Here is a 2,226-nt window from a genome sequence, read left to right on the forward strand (position 1 = left end):
GGAGCCACCCCTACCCCCACGCTTCCCCCCGCGGGTATGGGGGGGGGGTTTCCCCCCCCCCGCGATGAGGTCAGTCCAGTCAAAACACTACTTGGAGAGGTAACGCATCCCGTCTTCCAACCCCTGCAAGGTCAGCGGATACATCTTGTCCTCGATCAGGTCGCGCACCAGGTGGGTTGACGCCGTGTAGTCCCAGGCCTGCTTGGGGTACGGGTTGATCCAGATGACCTTCTTGAACTTCTCCATGAAGCGCTGGATCCACACATACCCGGCTTCTTCGTTCCAGTGCTCGACGCTGCCACCCGGCTGGGTGATCTCGTAGGGGGCCATGGCGGCGTCGCCAACGAAGATCACTTTGTAATCGTCGCCGTACTTGTGCAGCAGGTCGAAGGTGGCGAAACGCTCCGAGGTGCGGCGCAGGTTGTTCTTCCACACCGACTCGTAGACGCAGTTGTGGAAGTAGTAGTACTCCAGGTGCTTGAACTCGGTCTTGCAGGCCGAGAACAGCTCTTCGCACACCTTCACATGGGCATCCATCGAGCCGCCGATGTCGAACAGCAACAGCAGCTTCACCGTGTTGCGCCGTTCCGGGCGCATCTGGATGTTCAACAGCCCCGCGTCACGGGCGGTGTGGTCGATGGTGCCGTCGATGTCCAGCTCTTCGGCGGCGCCTTCACGGGCGAACTTGCGCAGGCGGCGCAGCGCCAGCTTGATGTTGCGGGTGCCCAGCTCGACCTGGTCGTCGAGGTTCTTGTACTCGCGCTGGTCCCACACCTTCACCGCCTTGCCCTGGCGCTTGCCGGCCTCGCCGACGCGGATGCCCTCGGGGTTGAAACCGCCCGAGCCGAACGGGCTGGTGCCGCCGGTGCCGATCCACTTGTTGCCGCCGGCGTGGCGTTCCTTTTGCTCTTCGAGGCGTTTCTTGAATTCCTCGATCAGCTTGTCCAGGCCACCCAGGGACTGGATCTGCGCGCGTTCCTCGTCGCTCAGCGAGCGCTCGAACTCCTTGCGCAGCCAGTCTTCGGGGATCAGCGCCTCGATGTGCCGGTCGAGGTTGTCCAGGCCCTTGAAGTAGGCGGCGAAAGCGCGGTCGAACTTGTCGAAATGGCGTTCGTCCTTCACCAGGATGGCCCGGGCGAGGTAGTAGAACGCGTCCATGTCGGCGAACACCACGCCCTTCTGCAGGGCGTGGTGCAGGTCGAGCAGCTCGCGCACCGACACCGGCACCTTGGCCGCGCGCATTTCATTGAACAGGTTGAGCAGCATGGCCCGGCTCCTGTCAGCGGTTGCCGCGCCGGCTCATGAAGGCCAGGCGCTCGAGCAGTTGCACGTCCTGCTCGTTCTTGACCAGGGCCCCGGCCAGCGGCGGGATGGCCTTGGTCGGATCGCGTTCACGCAGTACTGCCTCACCGATGTTGTCGGCCATCAGCAGCTTGAGCCAGTCGACCAGTTCGGAGGTGGAGGGCTTTTTCTTCAGGCCCGGCACCTTGCGCACGTCGAAGAACACGTCCAGCGCCTCGCTGACCAGCGATTCGCTGATCTTCGGGTAGTGCACATCGACGATGCGCTGCAGGGTGTCGCGGTCGGGGAAGGCGATGTAGTGGAAGAAGCAGCGGCGCAGGAAGGCGTCGGGCAGCTCCTTTTCGTTGTTGGAGGTGATGATGATGATCGGGCGCTGCTTGGCCTTGATGGTCTCGTCGGTCTCGTAGACGTAGAACTCCATCTTGTCGAGCTCTTGCAGCAGGTCGTTGGGGAACTCGATGTCGGCCTTGTCGATCTCGTCGATCAGCAGGATCACCCGCTCCTCGGCCTCGAAGGCTTCCCACAACTTGCCCTTTTTCAGGTAGTTGCGCACATCGTGGACTTTGTCGGTGCCCAACTGCGAGTCGCGCAGGCGGCTGACCGCGTCGTACTCGTAGAGGCCCTGGTGGGCCTTGGTGGTCGACTTGATGTGCCAGGTGATCAGGCGCGCACCGAACGAGGCGGCCAATTGCTCGGCGAGCATGGTCTTGCCGGTGCCGGGCTCACCCTTGACCAGCAGCGGGCGCTCCAGGGTGATGGCCGCGTTGACCGCCAGTTTCAGGTCGTCTGTGGCGACGTAGTCGCGGGTGCCTTCGAACTTCATGAACCGATCCTCTGGGGAAAGCCCGTGGCGACCTTATCGGGGGGGGGGGAAGCCGCACCGCCCCGCACCGATCGTGAGTGGGGGGGGGTTGGCTTCCCTAC

General features: G+C 63.3%; 2 protein-coding genes. Both read right to left on the minus strand.

What is annotated here, in order from left to right:
* Positions 1–87: 87 nt before the first annotated feature.
* Positions 88–1,266, minus strand: a complete 1,179-nt coding sequence (locus tag ACO6VM_RS10775) for a vWA domain-containing protein (protein WP_125857790.1) — start codon at positions 1,264–1,266, stop codon at positions 88–90.
* Positions 1,267–1,279: 13 nt separating this feature from the next.
* Positions 1,280–2,125, minus strand: a complete 846-nt coding sequence (locus tag ACO6VM_RS10780; RefSeq protein WP_110992491.1) for an AAA family ATPase — start codon at positions 2,123–2,125, stop codon at positions 1,280–1,282.
* Positions 2,126–2,226: the final 101 nt, after the last annotated feature.

This window comes from Pseudomonas sp. GZD-209, from assembly GCF_049310485.1.
Lineage (GTDB): Bacteria > Pseudomonadota > Gammaproteobacteria > Pseudomonadales > Pseudomonadaceae > Aquipseudomonas > Aquipseudomonas sichuanensis.